Genomic DNA, 19,869 nt, shown 5'->3' on the forward strand with positions numbered 1-19,869 from the left:
GTAGGAGCAGCCGGTCGACGCCCCTACAAAGAGCCGGGAAGGATCAGCCAAGCTGTTCTGCCACCGACTCCGGGATATCCGCGTTGGAGTAGACGTTCTGCACGTCATCCAGGTCTTCCAGCATATCGATCAGCTTGAGCACCTTCTCGGCGCCTTCCAGATCCAGTTCGGCGCTGGTTGTTGGCAACATGACGATTTCAGCGTCCACAGCCTTGAAACCCGCTGCTTCCAGCGCGTTGCGCACGGCATAAAAGCCGGCGAACGAGGTGAAGACATCGATGGAGCCGTCTTCGTTGGTCACCACGTCATCGGCGTCCGCTTCCATGGCCGCTTCAATGAGCGAGTCTTCGTCGACGCCTGGCGCGAAGGAAATCTGCCCTTTGCGCTCGAACAGGTAAGCCACCGAGCCGTCAGTCCCCAGGTTGCCGCCGCATTTGCTGAACGCATGGCGCACAGCAGCTGCAGTACGGTTACGGTTGTCGGTCATGCACTCGACCATGACCGCCACGCCGCCCGGGCCGTAGCCTTCGTAGGTCAGCTCGACCATGTCGTCGGTGTCGGCCGCACCGGCACCACGGGCAACCGCGCGATCGATGATGTCGCGACTCATGTTCGCACCAAGCGCCTTGTCCAGCGCCAGGCGCAGACGCGGGTTGGAACCCGGATCGGCACCACCCTGACGGGCAGCAACGGTCAGCTCACGGATCCACTTGGTGAAAATCTTGCCCTTCTTGGCATCCTGACGTTCTTTGCGGTGCTTGATGTTCGCCCACTTGGAATGACCTGCCATAACTCGCTCCGAATTCTCTTTGAAACATTGCCCGCCACGCCATGACGCGCCAGCCAGCAAATAAAAATCTCGACCCCCTCTCAATCTATAAAGAAAGGAAAGGGCGCATCCGAAGATGCGCCCTCCAGGTCAGCCTTACTCAGCCTTTGGCTGTTCGCGCAGACGGATGTGCAGTTCGCGCAATGCCTTGGCATCCACGTGGCCCGGAGCCTGAGTCATGACGCAGGCAGCGCTCTGGGTTTTCGGGAACGCGATCACTTCACGGATCGACTGGGCGCCGGTCATCAGCATCACCAGACGGTCCAGACCGAAGGCCAGACCACCGTGGGGTGGCGCACCGTATTTCAGGGCGTCGAGCAGGAAGCCGAACTTCTCTTCCTGTTCCGCTTCGCTGATACCCAGCAGACGGAATACCGATTGCTGCATTTCCTTGCGGTGGATACGGATCGAACCGCCACCCAGCTCAGTGCCATTCAGAACCATGTCGTAGGCACGGGACAAGGCTGTAGCCGGGTTGGCTTCCAGTTCTTGCGGCGAGCACTTCGGCGCGGTGAACGGGTGGTGCAGCGCAGTGAAGCTGCCGTCGTCGTTCTCTTCGAACATCGGGAAGTCGACGACCCACATCGGAGCCCATTCGCAGGTGTGCAGGCTGAAGTCGTTACCGACTTTAATCCGCAGCGCGCCCAGGGCTTCGCTGACGATCTTGGCTTTGTCGGCACCGAAGAAGACGATGTCGCCATCGACCGCGCCAACGCGATCGAGGATCACGTTGAGGTTGGCTTCAGGGATGTTCTTGACGATTGGCGACTGCAGGCCTTCGACGCCTTTGGCGCGCTCGTTGACCTTGATGTACGCCAGGCCCTTGGCACCGTAGATGCCGACGAACTTGGTGTAGTCGTCGATCTTGCTGCGCGGCATGCTCGCCCCGCCTGGTACGCGCAAGGCAGCAACACGACATTTCGGATCGTTGGCCGGACCGCTGAAGACTTTGAAATCGACATCTTTGAGCTGATCGGCAACGTCTACCAGTTCCAGCGGGATACGCAGGTCCGGTTTATCGGAACCGTAACGACGCATGGCCTCGTCCCAGGTCATGTGCGGGAATTCGCCGAATTCCAGATCCAGCACTTCCTTGAACAGGTTGCGGATCATGCCTTCGGTGATACCCATGATCTCGGACTCATCGAGGAAACTGGTCTCGATGTCGATCTGGGTGAATTCCGGTTGACGGTCTGCACGCAGATCTTCGTCGCGGAAGCACTTGGCGATCTGGTAGTAGCGATCGAAACCGGCAACCATCAGCAGTTGCTTGAACAGCTGCGGCGATTGCGGCAAGGCGAAGAACGAACCGGCGTGAGTACGGCTCGGCACCAGATAGTCACGCGCACCTTCAGGAGTAGCACGGGTCAGGATCGGTGTTTCGACGTCGAGGAAGCCGTTTTCGTCCATGTAACGACGGATGCTGGTGGTCATGCGCGAACGCAGACGCAGCTTCTCGAGCATTTCCGGACGACGCAGGTCGATGAAGCGATAACGCAAGCGAGTTTCTTCGCCAACGTCGGAGAATTCGTTGAGCGGGAACGGCGGGGTTTCCGCTTCGTTCAGTACTTCCAGCTCATAGCCCAACACTTCGATAGCACCCGAAGCCATGTTGGCATTGCCAGCACCGGCCGGACGCAGACGAACTTTACCGGTGATCTTGACCACGTACTCGCTGCGCACACGGTCGGCGGCAGCAAAGGTATCGGCGCGATCCGGATCGAACACCACCTGGGCCAGACCTTCACGATCACGGATATCGAGGAAAATCACCCCCCCGTGGTCACGACGACGGTGGACCCATCCGCAAAGGGTAATTTCCTGACCTTCCAGGCTTTCGTTCAGTTGGCCGCAATAATGGCTGCGCATCATGATGGTGGTTTCACTTCTCGTAATTCGGAATTCGATTGGAGGTCTTGCGCACCGCCGCCCTTAAGCAAGGCGCCTGATAATGCAAGAGCTCGCGTGGTCGCTCAACGTTAGTCAGCTTTGTCGCCGCCGGCCAGATTCTTCTTCGAACCTGTTTTGAAGTCAGTCTCATACCAACCGCTACCGCTGAGGCGGAACCCGGGCATGGACAGCATTTTTTTCAGTTCTGGCGCCTGGCAGGCAGGGCAGTCGACCAACGGCTCAGCGCTGATCTTTTGAATGGCTTCCAGTTGATGACCGCAGGAAGCACATTGATAGTCGTACATGGGCATGGGATCGTCTCGGCAATCAATTCTACAGTCCGAGCCCGCACGAAAGCCCGGGCTACGCAGCAAAGGGCGGGATTATATCCATTAAATCGAGCCTGTGCAGCCGTATGACTGCATAGGTTGGCGTTAACCGTTATAGAGCTGCTAATGGCACCCGCGGCTCAAGCTACGCTACCGCCACGCCAGACCGCTTGAGGTCATTTGATACACATTCACCTCCTTCACCCTACCCAGGCACCCAGCTCGCCCGGTAGTTTAGCCCCGGCAGCGAGACATGCTCCCTCCTTCAAGCTGTGCACGACACAAACGACCCTGACCAGCCCGCTGAAGTTTTTCACTCCGCCATGACGTAAATGCACCTCTCTATCGACATAGGAAAGCAACGCACTGACCGAGCAACAATTGACCTTGGCGATCTCGCTCAGAATGTCCCAGTAGACTTGCTCCAGCCGCAAACAGGTAGCGAAGCCATTCAGCCGGACCGACCTGGAAAGGGGTTGCGCCAACCCCATATCGAACTCCCTGACGAACGGATCAATTTTTACATATTTAAACTGAGCCACTTCCCTCACGCCTCGACCTATTCCTCGAGCCATATTATCGACACTCCTTTGCCATGTGCTGCTTCAGAAAACCAGAAACAATCTGTTTCCTTATAAAAGCTTAACCCGATAGTTATATCCAGCTGACTTTATGACCATACCTGTAGGACAAGCCAACAGCAGCAGGGCGACTTGTATCGCCGTCCTACATTCAAAGGCCACACATGACTTTATTAAAGAGTCGAAACCGGCCAATTGAAAACAGTCAAAGTCAATCAGATTACCCCCGAAGCTAATAGTGAGAAAAGTCGAATACAAACAAACGAAATACCGAGCGAACATGAGTCGTCGCAGAAAAATTTACCAAGAGAAAATCAAGACAGATCGCCCTTCAAGCGAAAGGCACGAATGACGTACTCAAGCCGTCATTCGTGCCCTGGCATTAGCTATTGTCCAGCAACGAACGCAGCATCCACGCGGTCTTTTCATGAACCTGCATACGCTGAGTCAGCAGATCCGCTGTCGACTCATCGCTCACTTTATCAAGCAATGGGAAGAGACCGCGTGCCGTTCGTGTTACCGCCTCCTGACCCTGGACAAGTTGTTTGATCATCTCTTCGGCACTGGGCACTAGGCACTCCCTCTTCTTCCTTAATAGAAGAAAGACGCGCGCAAACCGAATGAGCACCCGGCGCAGGAAAACCAAGAACGCGAATTCGCTCGGCAATCAAATCAACAGCCAACGCCAACTCATTGTACTGTTCTTCGAACATCAAGTGCAGCGTGCGAAACATAGGACCCGTGACATTCCAGTGGAAGTTATGGGTTTTCAGATACAGCACATACGTATCCGACAGCAGACGCGAAAGTCCGTCCACGATCAACTTGCGATCTTCTTCGCTGATACCGATATCAATTGCCCTATGTATCCCCTTGAATAGGCTGGCGCTCGCCCAGCAGGTACAGGACCACTCTAGCAAGCGTATCGGCACCCTGCCGCCCTCGCCCCTTCCTGCGCTGCGACAAATCCGCTCCGTAAGCGCCAGAACCCGCGAATACCAAGGCCATCACCGATTTGTGTCGAACTCAAAAACCTGCGAGCGACCTAAAGAACTCACACAGCTGTCTAGAACAAGCGTCTACAAGACAAACGAGGGCAACATCTTCCTGCCCGGCAATCAATCAGCACCTACCACAGCTGCGCCTGATTTGAGAAGGCACCGGCTTTGCTGTTAAATAGAGGGTGTGTCGCTGCGGTCCATTTCTCTAACCGCTGCGCATAGGCTGATGCCGCGCACGTGTCCAGCGCCTCATATTGTTCAGAAGCGAACCGTTCGCAATCAGCTCTTCCTTGTGATCCGTCTTAACGTGAGTTAATCAAAATGTTGAAAATCGTCCATCTGCTAACGGGCGCTGCAGCCCTGCTGCTGTCCTTTATCCCTAGCCTGCGATCCGAAGCCGTACCTTACCTGCAACAACCCGATGCACTTTATCTGGCATTTTTTGGCCTGCTCAACCTGACCCTCGCTCCGGTTATTCCTTACTGGAACAAAGGCCCGCGTCACCAACTGCAAAACCTGGTCAGCGCCCTGCTGGTGCTTGCTGTCGTCCTGCAAATTCTCACACTGCTTGCACCTCTTCCTTTAATTGGTGGTCAACCGGCCATTCTGGTCAGCCTCCTGACTGCACTGATTGCCGTTCTTCTGCACCTGGGCATCAGCTTCTACACCTCTTCGCCAGCATCAGCCTCAGCACCATCACAAAGCTACGACATGACCAACCGCGATACCGGTACCGTCAAGTGGTTCAACACCTCCAAAGGCTTCGGTTTTATTTCCCGCGACTCCGGTGATGATATTTTCGTGCACTTTCGCGCTATCCGGGGTGAAGGACACCGCGTCCTGGTCGAAGGCCAACGCGTGGAATTCTCCGTCATGAACCGTGACAAAGGCCTGCAAGCTGAAGATGTGATCGCTGCCTTGCCGCGTCGCTGATTTCAGCCCCCTACCCCTGCAAAAAAAGAAAACCGCGATGCAGCCATGCTGCATCGCGGTTTTTTATTGCCTGCCTGTTGAAGCATTCCAACGCACTCAGTAATGCGGTGGCGGAGCGTCTTCCTCGAAAGACTCGAACTGCCCGGCCATTTCTTCCTGCCGCTTGAGCAACGCTGCCATCTGCAACTGCAAACGCTCGACCACCCGCTGCTGCGTTGCGAGCACATCGCTCAACTGCTGAATCGTGTCATCCTGAAAAGCCTGACGACTTTCCAACTCGGTAATTCGCGCCTCAGCGTTCATTTTTCAGACCTCCAGAAACTGAAAATCATCCGTTAACACCCCTCGCAACCGCTCGCGAACAGCTACGACCTGTTCTGCACTATAAGGTTTTGCAGGATGCTTGCCCCAGACCGGTGCCGGCCATGCTGCATCTTCACGCTTACGCGCGATAACATGCATGTGCAGTTGGCTGACCACGTTACCCAGGGTCGCCACATTCAACTTGTCCGCGTCGAACGAGTCCTTGAGCATTTCCGCCAGCTCTGTGGTTTCTTTCCATAGCTGTTGTTGATCAGCGGCATCTAACTGAAACAACTCACTGACATCCTCGCGTCGCGGTACCAGGATGAACCAGGGGTAATTCGAATCATTGGACAACAGCAACCGGCACAAGGGGAAATCCCCGATCGGTAGTGTGTCCTGTTGAAGTCGTGGATCTAAAGCGAACACCGTGCGCACTCCCGCTCAGCTCATCAGATTTCAGCTTGGCACACAGCTCGACCGGCTGCTCGCCAAGCGACAGAACAGCAGCATACCTGCGAATGGCAGTCCCTTCACGATGAACAGCGGCCCTCCTCTGTGGCTTGCGAGTAACGATTCAACAAACAGGACGCTCTCCAACGAGCCCATGGACGCTCCAACATGGGACATTTCTCGCTCAAACGCACAATCAGGTCGCACCCCAGGAAATGCCCCGCAGGCTCAGGGCTGCCACTTTGCACTGGTCAACCGCCCTGTATGAATCTCGCACACCTCTGAAAAAGTTTTGCACCAAAACCGCACAGTTCGTCTACGCTGGATGCTTTAACTATCCGCCATCTACTCAACGCCGAGTGTGAACCGGTAACGCTTTTGATTGTCAGGTTGATTTTTTCGAGAGGTAACATCAGGAAAACTGTGGCGTCAAGCCCAGCAAAAACAACCTTAAAACCCCGGCTTTATGAGGTTTTGATAGCTCCCCTCAGGGCATCAGAAAAAATTAGTGACAAAAAAGGCGTTTGTGCACGCTTGTTGCATTCACACCTGCATCGTCGAAAAGATACCCACTGGAAGTGGATACCTTGAGACCCATAATAATAGTGGCAAGGTCGCCCATGGAGGTTTCACTGGCTTGGACGTAGAACATTTTACCTATGCTCAACCCTTTGAAAACTGCACTAACGTTGTCAGCCCGGATACAGTAGGGTTGCGAATTTGCGACATCGACCGAGCTTTTTGCGACACGGTCGTAAAGAAGCCGAAAGGATGGATACGTAAGTATCGCCAACATTGTCAGCGTGATATAAGTTTGCGCCGACACAAAAAGAAAGAGCCGCTCGGATAATAAAACAGGCGGACGGCAGTACTCTTCTAAAAACCAAAGGAGCAAATCACGATGCGCGTGATGAAGTGGAGCATGATCGCACTGGCAGTAACTGCAGCCAGCACTCAACTGGCTATGGCCGCACCTTTCGTAGGCAACCAGGCCGACGCTAAAGGCTTCGTTGAAGACAGCAAGCTCGATCTGCTGCTTCGCAACTACTACTTCAACCGTGACAAGAAAGACGGTGCGGTTGACGACAAGGACTGGACCCAAGGCATCCATGGCGTCTTCAGCTCCGGTTACACACAAGGCACTGTCGGCTTCGGCGTTGACGCTTTTGGTTACTTTGGCTTCAAGCTGGACGCGGAAGACAAGTTCTCCGGTTCTGGCAACCTGACCCGCGACGCCCAAGGTCGTAACCATGACGATTTCGGCAAGGCTGGCGCAGCTGTCAAAGTTCGCGTTTCCAAAACCGAGCTGAAATTCGGTGACATGCAGCCTAGCACCGCCCCGGTATTCGCTGTCGGCGGTTCCCGTCTGCTGCCTCAAACCGCAAGCGGTATCCAACTGCAGAGCAGCGAGCTGACAGGTCTTGATGTCGAAGCCGGTCACTTCTACTCGTCTACCAGCCAGGACCAGACCAACCGCGACGGCGAACTGTTCGCTACCTACGCAGGTGTTACTGCCAAGACTATAGACTACGCTGGCGGCAAGTATGCGATCAGCGACAACCTCAGCGCTTCGCTCTACGGCGCCAAGCTGGAAGACGTCTGGAACCAGTACTACGCCAACCTGAACTACACCATTCCGCTGGCGGATACACAGTCCCTGAACCTGGACGGTAACATCTACCGCACCACCGATGAAGGTCAAGCCAAAGCAGGCGATATCGCTAACACTGCCTACTCGCTGGCAGCCGCGTACTCGTTCCTCAAGGCTCACACCTTTACTGTTGGCTTCCAGAAGGTCAATGGCAACACTCCGTTCGACTACATCGGCGTGGGTGACAACAACCGCGGCGGCGACTCGATCTTCCTCGCCAACTCTATCCAGTACTCTGACTTCAACGGTCCTGGCGAGAAATCCTGGCAGGCACGTTACGACCTGAAAATGGCTGAATACGGTGTACCAGGCCTGAGCTTCATGGCTCGTTACGTTAAAGGTTGGGGCATCGACGGTACCAACACTCCGGCTAACAGCACCTACGCCGGTCTTTATGGTGAAGATGGCAAACACCACGAAACCAACGTGGAAGCCAAGTACGTTGTCCAGGCTGGCCCGGCAAAAGATCTGTCCTTCCGTATCCGTCAAGCATGGCACCGCGCCAACACCGACGAAGGCGAAGGCGATATCAACGAGTTCCGTCTGATCGTTGACTACCCTATCTCGATCTTGTAATTGCGGTTAGTTCGTTTGCAGTAACAAAAAAGGCCCATCTTCGGATGGGCCTTTTTGTTATTCAGTGTCAGACATGTACCGGCCCACAATCAAATCAGGAGCGGACAGTCACTACAGCACTGTTTCTAACCACCCGGTCCCTGATGGTCAGAACAACACAGAACATGCCTGACCGAGTGGTCAGACATTAGTTGAAAGAACGATCATTACACAGCGGCTTCCTGAACCACCCGAATCACTCGCTGCGGGAACGGAATATCAATACCTGCCGCCTTCAGCCGATCACGGGACAGTTCGTTGAAGTGGAACAGTACATCCCAATAGTCCGCGGTTTTCACCCAAACCCGCAGGGAGAGAGTGATTGAGCTGTCGCCTAGCGTCGATACAACAGCCACTGGAGCCGGATCGCTCAACACTCGCGAATCTTTGGCCAGCTCCAGCAGAACCTCACGAGCCTTCTGCAAATCGGCTTCGTAATCAACACCCACGTCAAACACCACCTTGCGGGTCGCCTGACGGTTGTGGTTGGTAATGATGCCGTTCGACAGATTGCCGTTAGGTACGATGATGGTCTTGTTATCACCCGTACGCAAAACGGTATGGAAGATCTGAATGCTGTCGACCGTGCCGCTAATGCCCTGCGCTTCGATCAAGTCGCCAATACGGAATGGACGGAACAGCAGAATCAGCACGCCACCCGCGAAGTTCGCCAAGCTGCCTTGCAACGCCAAACCAATTGCCAGGCCGGCCGCACCGATCGCAGCAACGAACGAGGTGGTTTCGACGCCGATCATCGAGGCCACGCTGACAATCAGCAACACCTTGAGAATGATGTTCGCCAGGCTGCCGATAAACCCCTGCAAGGCCTGATCGGCATTGCGCATGGCCAGCAGTTTGCTAACTTTATGGGTCAGTTTGTTGATCAGCCACCAACCAATGCCCAAGGTGATGACCGCCAGCAGCACCCGGCTGCCGTATTCCATGATCATCGGAATCCAGGCCTGGGACGCCTTGACCAGGTTGTCCACTTCAGCATTCAAATCCATCTCTCTCTCCTTATTACCGGGTGCCCGGCTCGCAATACCGACTGGCAGAACGATTGAAACTAGTTGAGCTCAATCGTTTCTGCCATTCCACGGGCCTCGGACGCCGATAACGCCAAGAGGTTCCCGGAACCTGATTAGTCGCGGAAGTTGTTGAATTGCAGTGGCAGGCCGAATTCCTTGGCACGCAGTGCGGCAATAGCTTCCTGCAAGTCGTCACGCTTTTTGCCGGTGATACGCACCTGCTCACCCTGAATGGCCGCCTGAACCTTGAGCTTGGCGTCCTTGACATGGGCAACGATCTTTTTCGCCATTTCTTTATCGATCCCTTCCTTGAGGGTCGCTTCCTGCTTCATCAACTTACCGGAAGCGTAAGCATCCTTGAGCTCAAGGCACTGCACATCGATTTTGCGCTTGACCAGCGCGAGCTTGAGGATCTCGATCATCGCTTCCAGCTGAAAGTCGGCTTCAGCGGTCAGGTTGACGGTCAGATCCTTTTCCTTGAACTCAAAGCTGCCTTTGCCTTTCAAGTCATAACGACGGTCGAGTTCCTTGACGGCGTTCTCGACCGCGTTGGTGAGTTCGTGTTTGTCCAGTTCGGATACCACGTCGAACGACGGCATGTAATTTCTCCAATGTTAAAGGGCGCCGCTCAATAGAGATGGAGCACGCCACGCTTGCGGTTAAAATGCGGGCTCATTATAACGGGTCTTTCCTCTCCTTCACTGCGAGCCTCACATGCGTCTGCCAAACAGAGCAAAAAGCTGATGTCTACCACCTGGCACGTTCTCGGTGCAGGCAGCCTCGGTACCTTGTGGGCGACACGCCTGGCCCGGGCCGACTTGCCAGTCAGGCTGATCCTGCGTGATCAAGAGCGCTTGCAGGCGTACCAGGCAGCAGGCGGGCTCACATTGGTGGAGCAAGGCAAAGGCCGGCTCTATGAAATTCCCGGCGAAACCGTCGACAGTGGCGAACCCATCGCCCGATTGCTCGTAGCCTGCAAAGCCTACGACGCCGAGAAGGCCGTCGCCCAACTGGCGTCACGCCTGACGCCCAACACCGAATTGATTCTTTTGCAAAACGGTCTGGGTAGCCAGGACTCGGTCGCGGCGCGGGTTCCGCTGGCACGCTGCATATTTGCCTCGAGCACCGAAGGTGCGTTTCGCGATGGCGATTGGCGCGTGGTATTTGCCGGTCACGGTTATACCTGGCTCGGTGATGCAGGCCACCCTACCCCACCGATTTGGCTGGATGACCTGAGCGCCAGCGGCATCCCTCACGAGTGGAGCACCGACATCCTCACGCGACTGTGGCGCAAACTGGCGCTCAACTGCGCGATCAATCCACTGACCGTGTTGCACGACTGCCGTAACGGCGGCTTGCAGCAGCATCACTGCGAGGTCGCCACGCTCTGCGCTGAACTGACAGAATTGCTGGAGCGTTGTGGCCAGCCCGCAGCGGCACAAGACCTGCAACACGAAGTCGAGCGGGTCATTCAGGCGACCGCGGCCAATTACTCGTCGATGTATCAGGACGTCGCCAATGGCCGCAGGACCGAGATCAGCTATCTGCTGGGACATGCCTGCAATGTTGCAGATCGACATCAATTGACCCTGCCTCACCTCAATCAATTGCAACAGCGACTGATCGGGCACCTGCGCACGCGTGGATTGCCCAGCGACTGAGCAGCGGCTACGCTGCCCACTTGTTCCTCTTCAGCGACGACCCCCGATGCAATTGCGCCAGCGCCTTGAAAACCTGCCGGTCGGCCAGAAACTGCTTGCGGCCCTGCTGGTTCTGCTGATCACCGTGCTACTGGTCGCCAACCTGACTTTTATCAGCGCCGCCTACTGGATCTCTCAGGAAAGCATGGCGCCACAGGCCCTGCAGACTATCGGCCGACTGGTTTCCAACCCGAGCCTGGCCGCCCAGGCGCTGGAGTCGCCACAAAGCGCCGAAAACCTGCTCAATGAACTCAACAGCTATTCGCCATTACGCGCAGCGGCGGTGTATGACGGCAAAGGCGTGCGTCTGGCGCAATTGCAACACGGCGAGCGCCTCAACCTGCCAGAGCGCTATCGGCATATCGAAGCCTGGCAACTGACCGAGTTTCGCAGCAATCAGTTGATCCCCTTGCCTCGACTCGGTCAGGCTCCGGGACATTTACTGCTGGTGGCCAGCAGCGAACTGCCGATGGCGTTCTACACCGGTACCCTGACCGCCAGCCTGGGGATTCTGATCTTCAGTGTGCTGCTCTGGCTGATCATCGCCCGGCAGATCAAACGCCTGATCACCCAGCCGATTCACCAACTCGAGGAACTGTCCCGGCAAGTGACCCGCGAGGAAAACTACGCCCTGCGCGCCTCTCGCGGTAACCACGACGAAATCGGCAGCCTCGCCGAAGCCTTCAATACCATGCTCTCGCGGATCGAAGCCCGTGAGCAGCAGCTCAAACGCGCACGAGACGATTCCCAAGCGGCTTATGATCAGGCCCAGGGCCTTGCCGAAGAAACCCGTCATACCAATCGCAAGCTGGAACTGGAAGTCCAGGTACGAAGCAAGATCGAGAGGAAGCTCACCGGTTTTCAGAACTACCTCAACAGCATTATCGACTCAATGCCCTCGGCGCTGATCGCACTGGATGAACAGCTCTACGTAACCCAGTGGAATCAGGAAGCCAGTGCCCTTTCCGGAACCCGTCTGGACGAGGCCCTGAATCAGCCGATCTTCCTTGCCTTCGAACCGCTAAAGCCGTTCCTGCCACAACTCAAGGCCACCGTGGAGCAGCACACGGTGGCCAAGATCGAGCGCGTCACCTGGGTCAAGGACGATGAAGCCAGGTACTACGCCCTGACTTTCTATCCACTGATGGGTGGTGCCGGACGCGGCGTGGTGATCCGTATCGATGACATCACCCAGCGTCTGTCTCTCGAGGAAATGATGGTGCAATCGGAGAAGATGCTCTCGGTCGGTGGCCTCGCCGCCGGCATGGCCCACGAAATCAACAACCCGCTGGGGGCGATCCTGCACAACGTTCAGAATATCCGTCGTCGCCTGTCACCAGATTTGCCGAAAAACCTCGAACAAGCCGAGCAGGTCGGCATCCCGCTGGAAACCGTCAACCTTTACCTGCAAAGCCGTGAGGTGCCGAAGTTACTCGACGGCATCCAACAGGCCGGGGCGCGTGCGGCGAAAATCGTGACTCACATGCTCAGCTTCAGCCGCCGCAGCAATCGACAAATGGCTCCCTGCGATCTGCCAGCGCTGATCGACCAGGCCGTAGAAATTGCCAGCAACGACTTCGATCTGGCCATCGGCTTCGACTTCAAAGGCCAGGCCATCGTTCGCCAGTTCGACCCGCAGCTGGGCCCGGTTCCAGGCACCGCCAACGAGCTGGAACAAGTACTGCTCAACCTGCTGAAAAACGCCGCCCAAGCCATTCACCAGCGTGAAGACGACAGGGAACCGGGACGGATTATTCTGCGCACCCGTCTGAATCCACCCTGGGCGGAAATACAGGTCGAAGACAATGGCATCGGCATGAGCGAAAACGTGCGCAAGCGTACCTTCGAACCGTTTTTCACCACCAAGGAAATCGGCCAGGGCACCGGGCTTGGATTGTCAGTTTCCTATTTCATCATCACCAACAACCACAAGGGTCAGATGGAAGTGCAATCGACCCTGGGCCAAGGCACCTGTTTCACCTTGCGCCTGCCATTGGCGGGCAGCCAGCTCGCCTCTCATGAATTCAGTCAGCTGGAGAGGTAAGCATGGGCTTTCGCTTGTCGAAGATTTACACACGCACCGGTGACAAAGGTGAAACGGGCCTGGGCGACGGACGCCGGGTGCCCAAGGATCATCCGCGAATCGAGGCTATTGGCGAAGTCGACACCTTGAACAGTCAGCTGGGGTTATTGCTGACCGGACTGGCCGAACAGAGCCGCGATTGTCCTGGGTTGGCCGAGGTGATCGACGTATTGACGCCCTGTCAGCATCGGTTGTTCGACCTGGGTGGCGAGTTGGCGATGCCGGTGTACCAAGCGCTCAACTCAGCTGAAGTCGAGCGTCTGGAGACGGCTATCGATCGGTGGAATGAAGAGTTGGGGCCACTCAAGAATTTCATCCTGCCCGGCGGCTCGGCACTGATCGCCCAGGCTCATGTGTGCCGCAGCCTGGCCCGCAGTGCCGAACGACGTTGCCAACATTTGAATGCCGTCGAACCGCTGACCGGGGTGGGTCTGGCGTACATCAATCGGCTGTCGGACTTGCTGTTTGTTGCCGCGCGTTTGATTGCCAAGCGTCAGGGTATAGCGGAGATTCTTTGGGAGGCGGCGGCGAAGCCTTTACCAAACTGATCAGATGATCGTTCCCATGCGCAGCAAAGGAATGCCTCACTGGACGCTCCGCGTCCGCTCTTGAATATGACGCAGAGCGTCATGGGCTGCATTCCCACGCAGAGCGTGGGAACGATCTGTGGCTACACCACAGAATCAAGCCTCAGGCCAAAACGCCCGAATCCCCGCCACACCCTGCGCACCGGTTTCCCATGCACGCTGGCGTTCGGCCGGGCCGACACCACCCAGCAGAAACACTGGTCTGTTGAAGCCCCTGATCAACTGTGCCGCCATATCCCAACCCAACGGCTGTCCATCCGGGTGGGTTTGCGTGGGCTGAACGGGCGACAGCGTGACGAAATCCACGCCCATCTGCTCAGCCAAGGTCAGCTCCTCGGCATTATGGCAAGAAGCCGCCAGCCAACGAGACGCGGGTAACGGCCGACCGGCGCTAGCGTATTTGCGCAATTGCGCGGCAGTCACGTGCCAACCGGCAGACGGGAAATCTCCCAGCCACTCGAATGGACCTTTGAGCATCAGTTGCGCTTTGCCTGCACACAGACCCGCGGCATCCACCGCCAGGTCGCGGTACTGCGGATCGTAGCCGTTCGGTGCACGCAGCTGAATCAGCTTGATGCCACCGGCAATGGCTTTCTGTATGCCGCGCAACAAGGCTGGCGTTTCCAGGCCCTCAGGGGTAATCAAGTACTCGCCCGGTAAACGGGCAGCTGCGACAATCGGTTGGTTGGCCGCCGGAAACTCATAGTCCGCCAACTCACGCGCAGTCACCCACGCCAAAGGTTGCCCTTCGGCTCCGTGGGGTTCGCCGGTAAAGGCCGAGACTTCCCAGACATCCAGCAATACCTGCTTGTCCAGGTAGTCATGCTGCACTTTGATCAACGGTCGAGCTGCGCTGACAACAATGCCCAACTCTTCCTGCAGCTCACGGGCAAGGGCCGTCTCCACGGTTTCATCTGCCTCGACCTTGCCGCCGGGAAACTCCCAAAGGCCGCCTTGATGCTGAGTGTCGGCACGCCGGGCGATCAGGATCTTGCCATTGGTATCACGGATAACGGCCGCAGCCACATGTACTCGTTTCACCGCACTATTTCCTCTAAACCAGCCTTCTGCCAGGCCTTGAACGCTGGCCATTGGTAAATCGTTTCGACATACGCCGCATCGATCGCCGGCAACGCCACCTGATAGGTCCGCAATCGCACGGCAATCGGCGCAAAAAAGGCGTCCGCCAGACTGACCCGACCAAACAGGAAAGGCCCTGGCTCGGTGGCCGCCGCACGGCATTCAGCCCAGAGTGCCAGCATGCGTTCGATATCAGCCTGCACTTCAGACGGCATCGGCGACAGCGGTGCATCGCGACTCAGGTCGAACGGCATGTTGCCGCGCATCCCGAAGAAACCGCTGTGCATTTGCGCGCAAGCGGAACGCGCCTGAGCACGAGCGGCGATGTCGCGCGGCCACAAATCGGCCTCGGGGAAACGCTCGACCAGGTACTCGGCAATCGCCAGCGAATCGGCAATGGTGCCGTGCTCGGTTTTCAGTAAAGGGACTTTGCCGGTCGGCGAATGCTTGAGGACCAACTGATGGGTATCAGGCTGGTTCAGTTTGATCAGTTCTTCGGTGTAGGTCGCTCCGGCCAGTTCCAGCGCCAAGGCGCCGCGCAAGGACCAGGAGGAATAGAGTTTGTCGCCGATGATCAGGTGGAAGCTCATGTTCGGGCGCCTTTTCGTGAGGGGAACGGGTCAGCCTTTTTTAGCGTCTGGTCGTCCGTCATCGCGAGCAAGCCCGCTCCCACAGGGGGAACGGGTGCTGGCGAGATCGTGGTTACGTACGGTATTCGGCGTTGATCTTCACGTATTCGTGGGACAGGTCGGTGGTCCAGATGGTTTCACTGCAATCGCCACGGCCCAACTCGATACGAATGGTGATCTCTTCCTGCTGCATCACTGCCGCGCCCTGCGCTTCGGTGTAGGTCGCTGCACGAGCACCACGGCTGGCGATGCACACGTCGCCCAGGAACACGTCGATTTTGCTGACGTCCAGATCCGGGACGCCGGCACGGCCGACAGCGGCGAGAATGCGGCCCCAGTTAGGATCGGACGCGAACAACGCGGTTTTGATCAGCGGCGAGTGGGCCACGGTGTAACCGACGTCCAGGCATTCCTGGTGGTTACCACCGCCGTTCACTTCAACCGTGACGAACTTGGTCGCGCCCTCGCCGTCACGGACGATGGCCTGAGCCACTTCCATGCAGACTTCGAACACCGCCTGCTTCAGCGCGGCGAACAGCGGACCGCTCGCCTCGGTGATTTGCGGCAGATCAGCCTTGCCGGTGGCGATCAGCATGCAGCAATCGTTGGTCGAGGTATCGCCATCGATGGTGATGCGGTTGAACGACTTATTGGCGCCATCCAGCAGCAGGTTCTGCAGCACGTCGCGGGAGACTTTGGCATCGGTAGCGATGTAACCGAGCATGGTCGCCATGTTCGGGCGGATCATCCCGGCGCCTTTGCTGATACCGGTAACGGTAATAGTCACGCCATCATGCTGAAACTGCCGGCTCGCGCCTTTTGGCAGGGTATCGGTGGTCATGATACCGGTGGCGGCCGCAGCCCAGTTGTCCACGGACAAGTCGTCGAGGGCCGCCTGCAACGCGCCTTCGATTTTCTCGACCGGCAGCGGCTCGCCAATCACGCCAGTGGAGTACGGCAGCACGAGACTGGCATCGACACCGGTCAACTCGGCCAGTTTGGCGCAAGTACGCTCAGCGGCGGCCAAGCCTGGGGCACCGGTACCAGCGTTGGCATTGCCGGTATTGGTCAGCAGGTAACGCACAGGACCTTGTACACGTTGTTTGGCCAGGATCACCGGAGCTGCGCAAAACGCGTTCAAGGTGAATACGCCGGCGACCGTAGAGCCTTCAGCACAGCGCATGACCACGACATCCTTGCGCCCCGGGCGCTTGATGCCAGCCGAAGCGATACCGAGTTCAAAACCGGCAACCGGGTGCAACGTTGGCAAAGGACCAAGACCAACAGCCATGAATACGCTCCTCTTAATGTGATGTCAGCACAGTATGTGATGCCAACACTGTCGTCACGAAGGACAGTGTTTCAAATGGAAAAACGCCGCGACGGCTGATGCCGGTCGCGGCGCGGGTATTTCAGTACAGGGCGAAAATCTTAGTTGATCTGACCGTGGCAATGTTTGAACTTTTTGCCCGAGCCGCAGTAGCAGAGCTCGTTACGACCCAACTTCTGCTCATTGCGAACCGGCGCGGCGGCAAGGGCGACATCGAGATCCATGCCCTCGTCCAAAGCTTGCGAATGCTCCAGACCTGGCGCTTCGGCGTGTTCGAACTGCATGCGTTGAGCCAGAGACTCGGCTTCCTGACGCAGGCGGGCTTCTTCTTCGATCGGATCTTCGCGGCGAACCTGAACGTGGGACAACACACGGATCGAGTCGCGCTTGATCGAATCCAACAACTCGGAGAACAAGGTAAAGGACTCGCGCTTGTACTCCTGCTTCGGGTTCTTCTGTGCATAACCACGCAAGTGGATGCCGTGACGCAGGTGATCCATAGTCGACAGATGGTCTTTCCACAGGTCATCCAACACGCGCAGAACGATTTGTTTCTCGAAGGTGCGCAGTGCTTCGGCACTCGCTTGCTCTTCTTTCTCGTTGTAGGCGGCCAGCAGTTCGGCCATCAGCTTCTCGCGCAGCGTCTCCTCGTAGAGGTGATCGTCTTCGTCGAGCCATTGCTGGATCGGCAGTTTCACACCGAAGTCGCTCGACAGAGCGGCTTCCAGACCGGCCACATCCCACTGCTCAGGCAGCGACTGCGGCGGAATGTGCGCGCTGACGGTAGCGTTCAGTACGTCCTGACGGAAGTCGGCGATGGTTTCACCGATGTTGTCGGCGGCCAACAAAGTGTTACGCATGTGATAAATCACTTTACGTTGTTCGTTGTTGACGTCATCGAACTCAAGCAGTTGCTTACGAATGTCGAAGTTGCGGCCTTCTACCTTGCGCTGAGCCTTCTCGATCGCGTTGGTCACCATGCGGTGCTCGATCGCTTCGCCGGACTGCATGCCCAGGGCTTTCATGAAGTTCTTCACCCGATCAGAGGCGAAGATGCGCATCAGACTGTCTTCAAGCGACAGGTAGAAACGGCTGGAACCAGCGTCACCCTGACGACCGGCACGACCGCGCAACTGGTTGTCGATACGGCGCGATTCGTGACGCTCGGAAGCGATGACCTGCAAGCCGCCCGATTCGAGCACTTGCTGGTGGCGTTTCTGCCAGTCGGCTTTGATCTGCGCGATCTGCTCTGGCGTTGGACTTTCAAGTGAAGCCACTTCCACTTCCCAGTTGCCGCCCAACAGAATGTCAGTACCACGACCGGCCATGTTGGTCGCGATGGTCAGCGCACCCGGACGACCGGCCTGAGCGATGATTTCTGCTTCTTTTTCGTGGAACTTGGCGTTCAGAACCTTGTGTTCGATGCCTTCCTTCTGGAGCAGATTGGACATGTGCTCGGACGTTTCAATGGTCGCAGTACCCACCAGCACCGGACGGCCCTGGGTCATGCATTCCTTGATGTCATTGATGATGGCCGCGTACTTCTCTTCGGCGGTCAGGAACACCAGGTCGTTGTAGTCTTTACGCGCCAGCGGTTTGTTCGGCGGGATAACCATCACCGCCAGACCGTAGATCTGGTGGAATTCGAACGCTTCGGTGTCGGCCGTACCGGTCATGCCGGACAGTTTGTTGTACAGACGGAAGTAGTTCTGGAAGGTGGTCGAGGCCAGTGTCTGGCTTTCGGCCTGGATGTTCAGACCTTCTTTGGCTTCGATAGCCTGGTGCAGGCCTTCGGACAGACGACGACCCGGCATGGTACGACCGGTGTGTTCGTCGACCAGAATGACCTGACCGTCCTGAACGATATATTCGATGTTGCGATGGAACAGTTTATGCGCACGCAGACCCGAATAAACGTGGGTCAGCAGACCCAGGTTGTGTGCCGAGTACAGGCTCTCGCCTTCAGCCAGCAGGCCAATGCGGGTCAGCATCTCTTCGACGAACTGGTGACCGGCTTCGTTCAGCTCGACCTGACGGGTTTTCTCGTCGACGGTGTAGTGGCCAGCCTTGGTGACTTCGCCTTCCACTTCTTCAATGTGCAGTTCAAGCTGCGGGATCAGCTTGTTGATCTCGATATAGAGCTTTGAGCTGTCTTCGGCCTGACCGGAAATGATCAGCGGGGTACGGGCTTCGTCGATCAGAATCGAGTCGACTTCGTCGATTACGGCAAAATTGAGCTCACGCTGGAATTTTTCTTCCATGCTGAAAGCCATGTTGTCGCGCAGGTAGTCGAAACCGAATTCGTTGTTGGTGCCGTAGGTGATGTCAGCGGCATAGGCAGCACGCTTCTCTTCCGGCGGCTGGAACGGTGTGACCACACCGACCGACATACCGAGGAATTCGTAGAGCGGACGCATCCAGTTGGCGTCACGACGAGCCAGGTAGTCGTTCACGGTTACAACGTGCACGCCCTTGCCGGACAGCGCGTTCAGGTAAACACCCAGTGTCGCCACCAGGGTCTTGCCTTCACCGGTACGCATTTCTGCGATCTGACCTTCATGCAGGGTCATGCCGCCGATCAATTGCACGTCGAAGTGGCGCATGCCCATGACACGCTTACCGGCTTCACGAGCAACCGCAAAGGCTTCAGGGAGGAGCTTGTCGAGGGTCTCACCTTTGGCTATGCGGGCCTTGAACTCGTCGGTCTTGGCGCGCAGTTGCTCATCCGAAAGAGCCACCATTTGCTCTTCGAAGGCATTGACGATCTGTACCGTCTTGAGCATGCGTTTGACTTCGCGCTCGTTCTTGCTTCCAAAAAGTTTCTTTAACAAAGGCGCAAACATATCG

At 56.8% G+C, this 19,869-nt stretch carries 17 protein-coding genes and 1 pseudogene; 5 read left to right on the top strand and 13 right to left on the bottom strand.

Annotated elements, in window-relative coordinates; translation table 11 throughout:
- Nucleotides 1–43 precede the first annotated feature (43 nt).
- The 5 genes and pseudogenes from ACN1C3_RS21970 to ACN1C3_RS21990 all read right to left on the bottom strand — a co-directional run bounded on the left by ACN1C3_RS21970 (nucleotide 44) and on the right by ACN1C3_RS21990 (nucleotide 4,498).
- Entirely contained in the window at nucleotides 44–790 is a 747-nt protein-coding gene (locus tag ACN1C3_RS21970; RefSeq protein ID WP_419117855.1) for a YebC/PmpR family DNA-binding transcriptional regulator, read from the bottom strand.
- A gap of 135 nt (nucleotides 791–925) precedes the next feature.
- On the bottom strand, nucleotides 926–2,701 hold the full coding sequence (gene aspS, locus ACN1C3_RS21975) for an aspartate--tRNA ligase (RefSeq protein ID WP_419117856.1): 1,776 nt from the start codon (nucleotides 2,699–2,701) through the stop codon (nucleotides 926–928).
- A gap of 107 nt (nucleotides 2,702–2,808) precedes the next feature.
- Nucleotides 2,809–3,030: an FmdB family zinc ribbon protein gene (locus ACN1C3_RS21980; RefSeq protein ID WP_090400567.1), complete on the bottom strand. Its 222-nt coding sequence runs from the start codon at nucleotides 3,028–3,030 to the stop codon at nucleotides 2,809–2,811.
- Nucleotides 3,031–3,248: 218 nt separating this feature from the next.
- Nucleotides 3,249–3,623, bottom strand: coding sequence for a ribbon-helix-helix domain-containing protein (locus tag ACN1C3_RS21985; protein WP_419117857.1), 375 nt, complete (start codon nucleotides 3,621–3,623; stop codon nucleotides 3,249–3,251).
- A gap of 388 nt (nucleotides 3,624–4,011) precedes the next feature.
- Nucleotides 4,012–4,498 (bottom strand): annotated as a pseudogene (locus ACN1C3_RS21990) (Dps family protein).
- A 453-nt stretch (nucleotides 4,499–4,951) separates the two neighbouring features.
- Here ACN1C3_RS21990 and ACN1C3_RS21995 point away from each other — a divergent pair.
- Complete coding sequence (locus ACN1C3_RS21995) at nucleotides 4,952–5,563, top strand: cold shock domain-containing protein membrane protein (RefSeq protein WP_419117858.1); 612 nt, start codon at nucleotides 4,952–4,954, stop codon at nucleotides 5,561–5,563.
- A 96-nt stretch (nucleotides 5,564–5,659) separates the two neighbouring features.
- On the opposite strand, the gene ACN1C3_RS22000 is transcribed toward ACN1C3_RS21995, so the two are convergent.
- Nucleotides 5,660–5,866 (bottom strand): SlyX family protein, encoded by a 207-nt coding sequence (locus ACN1C3_RS22000; protein ID WP_419117859.1) that lies wholly within the window; start codon nucleotides 5,864–5,866, stop codon nucleotides 5,660–5,662.
- A gap of 3 nt (nucleotides 5,867–5,869) precedes the next feature.
- Nucleotides 5,870–6,295, bottom strand: coding sequence for an HIT family protein (locus ACN1C3_RS22005; RefSeq protein ID WP_419117860.1), 426 nt, complete (start codon nucleotides 6,293–6,295; stop codon nucleotides 5,870–5,872).
- A gap of 925 nt (nucleotides 6,296–7,220) precedes the next feature.
- Here ACN1C3_RS22005 and ACN1C3_RS22010 point away from each other — a divergent pair.
- Nucleotides 7,221–8,546, top strand: coding sequence for an OprD family porin (locus ACN1C3_RS22010; RefSeq protein ID WP_419117861.1), 1,326 nt, complete (start codon nucleotides 7,221–7,223; stop codon nucleotides 8,544–8,546).
- 206 nt (nucleotides 8,547–8,752) lie between these two features.
- Here ACN1C3_RS22010 and ACN1C3_RS22015 read toward each other — a convergent pair whose 3' ends face one another.
- Nucleotides 8,753–9,592 carry a mechanosensitive ion channel family protein gene (locus tag ACN1C3_RS22015; RefSeq protein ID WP_419117862.1) on the bottom strand — a complete coding sequence of 280 codons (840 nt, stop codon included), beginning with the start codon at nucleotides 9,590–9,592 and terminating at the stop codon, nucleotides 8,753–8,755.
- A gap of 134 nt (nucleotides 9,593–9,726) precedes the next feature.
- Nucleotides 9,727–10,212, bottom strand: coding sequence for a YajQ family cyclic di-GMP-binding protein (locus ACN1C3_RS22020; protein WP_419117863.1), 486 nt, complete (start codon nucleotides 10,210–10,212; stop codon nucleotides 9,727–9,729).
- A gap of 144 nt (nucleotides 10,213–10,356) precedes the next feature.
- Here ACN1C3_RS22020 and ACN1C3_RS22025 point away from each other — a divergent pair, with 144 nt between their 5' ends.
- Genes ACN1C3_RS22025 through ACN1C3_RS22035 form a run of 3 tightly spaced genes read left to right on the top strand, consistent with a single transcriptional unit; the run spans nucleotide 10,357 to nucleotide 13,944 of the window.
- The gene (locus ACN1C3_RS22025; RefSeq protein ID WP_419117864.1) at nucleotides 10,357–11,274 is read left to right on the top strand and encodes a putative 2-dehydropantoate 2-reductase; all 918 of its coding nucleotides are present in this window, start codon (nucleotides 10,357–10,359) and stop codon (nucleotides 11,272–11,274) included.
- A 46-nt stretch (nucleotides 11,275–11,320) separates the two neighbouring features.
- Nucleotides 11,321–13,357 carry an ATP-binding protein gene (locus tag ACN1C3_RS22030; protein WP_419117865.1) on the top strand — a complete coding sequence of 679 codons (2,037 nt, stop codon included), beginning with the start codon at nucleotides 11,321–11,323 and terminating at the stop codon, nucleotides 13,355–13,357.
- Between the two features lie 2 nt (nucleotides 13,358–13,359).
- Nucleotides 13,360–13,944 (top strand): cob(I)yrinic acid a,c-diamide adenosyltransferase, encoded by a 585-nt coding sequence (locus tag ACN1C3_RS22035; protein WP_419117866.1) that lies wholly within the window; start codon nucleotides 13,360–13,362, stop codon nucleotides 13,942–13,944.
- 135 nt (nucleotides 13,945–14,079) lie between these two features.
- On the opposite strand, the gene ACN1C3_RS22040 is transcribed toward ACN1C3_RS22035, so the two are convergent.
- The 4 genes from ACN1C3_RS22040 to secA form a co-directional block, all read right to left on the bottom strand.
- Nucleotides 14,080–15,024 carry a Nudix family hydrolase gene (locus tag ACN1C3_RS22040; RefSeq protein ID WP_419117867.1) on the bottom strand — a complete coding sequence of 315 codons (945 nt, stop codon included), beginning with the start codon at nucleotides 15,022–15,024 and terminating at the stop codon, nucleotides 14,080–14,082.
- Nucleotides 15,021–15,653 (bottom strand): glutathione S-transferase family protein, encoded by a 633-nt coding sequence (locus tag ACN1C3_RS22045; protein WP_419117868.1) that lies wholly within the window; start codon nucleotides 15,651–15,653, stop codon nucleotides 15,021–15,023. The genes ACN1C3_RS22040 and ACN1C3_RS22045 overlap by 4 nt, the downstream gene beginning before the upstream one ends.
- 112 nt (nucleotides 15,654–15,765) lie before the next feature.
- Nucleotides 15,766–16,983: a bifunctional glutamate N-acetyltransferase/amino-acid acetyltransferase ArgJ gene (argJ, locus tag ACN1C3_RS22050; protein WP_419117869.1), complete on the bottom strand. Its 1,218-nt coding sequence runs from the start codon at nucleotides 16,981–16,983 to the stop codon at nucleotides 15,766–15,768.
- Nucleotides 16,984–17,123: 140 nt separating this feature from the next.
- On the bottom strand, nucleotides 17,124–19,865 hold the full coding sequence (secA, locus tag ACN1C3_RS22055) for a preprotein translocase subunit SecA (protein WP_419117870.1): 2,742 nt from the start codon (nucleotides 19,863–19,865) through the stop codon (nucleotides 17,124–17,126).
- Between the last annotated feature and the right edge of the window lie 4 nt (nucleotides 19,866–19,869).

Source organism: Pseudomonas sp. H11T01, assembly GCF_048515765.1.
Lineage (GTDB): Bacteria > Pseudomonadota > Gammaproteobacteria > Pseudomonadales > Pseudomonadaceae > Aquipseudomonas.

Excerpts from the sequence above, each read along its gene's own strand:
- ACN1C3_RS21970 (WP_419117855.1), bottom strand. The coding sequence starts at position 790 with ATGGCAGGTCATTCCAAGTGGGCGAACATCAAGCACCGCAAAGAACGT.
- aspS (WP_419117856.1), bottom strand. The coding sequence starts at position 2,701 with ATGATGCGCAGCCATTATTGCGGCCAACTGAACGAAAGCCTGGAAGGT.
- ACN1C3_RS21980 (WP_090400567.1), bottom strand. The coding sequence starts at position 3,030 with ATGCCCATGTACGACTATCAATGTGCTTCCTGCGGTCATCAACTGGAA.
- ACN1C3_RS21985 (WP_419117857.1), bottom strand. The coding sequence starts at position 3,623 with ATGGCTCGAGGAATAGGTCGAGGCGTGAGGGAAGTGGCTCAGTTTAAA.
- ACN1C3_RS21995 (WP_419117858.1), top strand. The coding sequence starts at position 4,952 with ATGTTGAAAATCGTCCATCTGCTAACGGGCGCTGCAGCCCTGCTGCTG.
- ACN1C3_RS22000 (WP_419117859.1), bottom strand. The coding sequence starts at position 5,866 with ATGAACGCTGAGGCGCGAATTACCGAGTTGGAAAGTCGTCAGGCTTTT.
- ACN1C3_RS22010 (WP_419117861.1), top strand. The coding sequence starts at position 7,221 with ATGCGCGTGATGAAGTGGAGCATGATCGCACTGGCAGTAACTGCAGCC.
- ACN1C3_RS22015 (WP_419117862.1), bottom strand. The coding sequence starts at position 9,592 with ATGGATTTGAATGCTGAAGTGGACAACCTGGTCAAGGCGTCCCAGGCC.
- ACN1C3_RS22020 (WP_419117863.1), bottom strand. The coding sequence starts at position 10,212 with ATGCCGTCGTTCGACGTGGTATCCGAACTGGACAAACACGAACTCACC.
- ACN1C3_RS22025 (WP_419117864.1), top strand. The coding sequence starts at position 10,357 with ATGTCTACCACCTGGCACGTTCTCGGTGCAGGCAGCCTCGGTACCTTG.
- ACN1C3_RS22030 (WP_419117865.1), top strand. The coding sequence starts at position 11,321 with ATGCAATTGCGCCAGCGCCTTGAAAACCTGCCGGTCGGCCAGAAACTG.
- ACN1C3_RS22035 (WP_419117866.1), top strand. The coding sequence starts at position 13,360 with ATGGGCTTTCGCTTGTCGAAGATTTACACACGCACCGGTGACAAAGGT.
- ACN1C3_RS22045 (WP_419117868.1), bottom strand. The coding sequence starts at position 15,653 with ATGAGCTTCCACCTGATCATCGGCGACAAACTCTATTCCTCCTGGTCC.
- argJ (WP_419117869.1), bottom strand. The coding sequence starts at position 16,983 with ATGGCTGTTGGTCTTGGTCCTTTGCCAACGTTGCACCCGGTTGCCGGT.
- secA (WP_419117870.1), bottom strand. The coding sequence starts at position 19,865 with ATGTTTGCGCCTTTGTTAAAGAAACTTTTTGGAAGCAAGAACGAGCGC.